At 47.9% G+C, this 292-nt stretch carries 1 pseudogene; it reads right to left on the reverse strand.

What is annotated here, in order from left to right:
• Nucleotides 1-79 precede the first annotated feature (79 nt).
• Nucleotides 80-292: pseudogene (locus PVK71_RS20420) on the reverse strand (DNA circularization N-terminal domain-containing protein); the annotation flags it as partial.

Here is a 292-nt window from a genome sequence, read left to right on the forward strand (position 1 = left end):
GCAAGCTGTTCAATAGCGAACCCAATTTCAGCACTTAAAAAGGGTACGCGCTGGCCGTTAATAAATAAAGAGAGTGGATTCATGAGCTTACACCAACCGCAACAGCGCCTTGTAAAAACAGAGGATGCTGCACAGGATTGAGTGCCATGATCAGATGTGCATTCTTATAATGATCGTGCGCAAGTGCTAATGCGGGTACTGGGCGAGGTAGGACTTGATATTGCGTTGGCGTACTGCCGCGAATGACTTTGCTCATTAACACCTCGACGCCATCCTTTAGTGTGACAAGCGC

Source organism: Aliivibrio sp. S4MY1 (assembly GCF_028765545.1).
Lineage (GTDB): Bacteria > Pseudomonadota > Gammaproteobacteria > Enterobacterales > Vibrionaceae > Aliivibrio.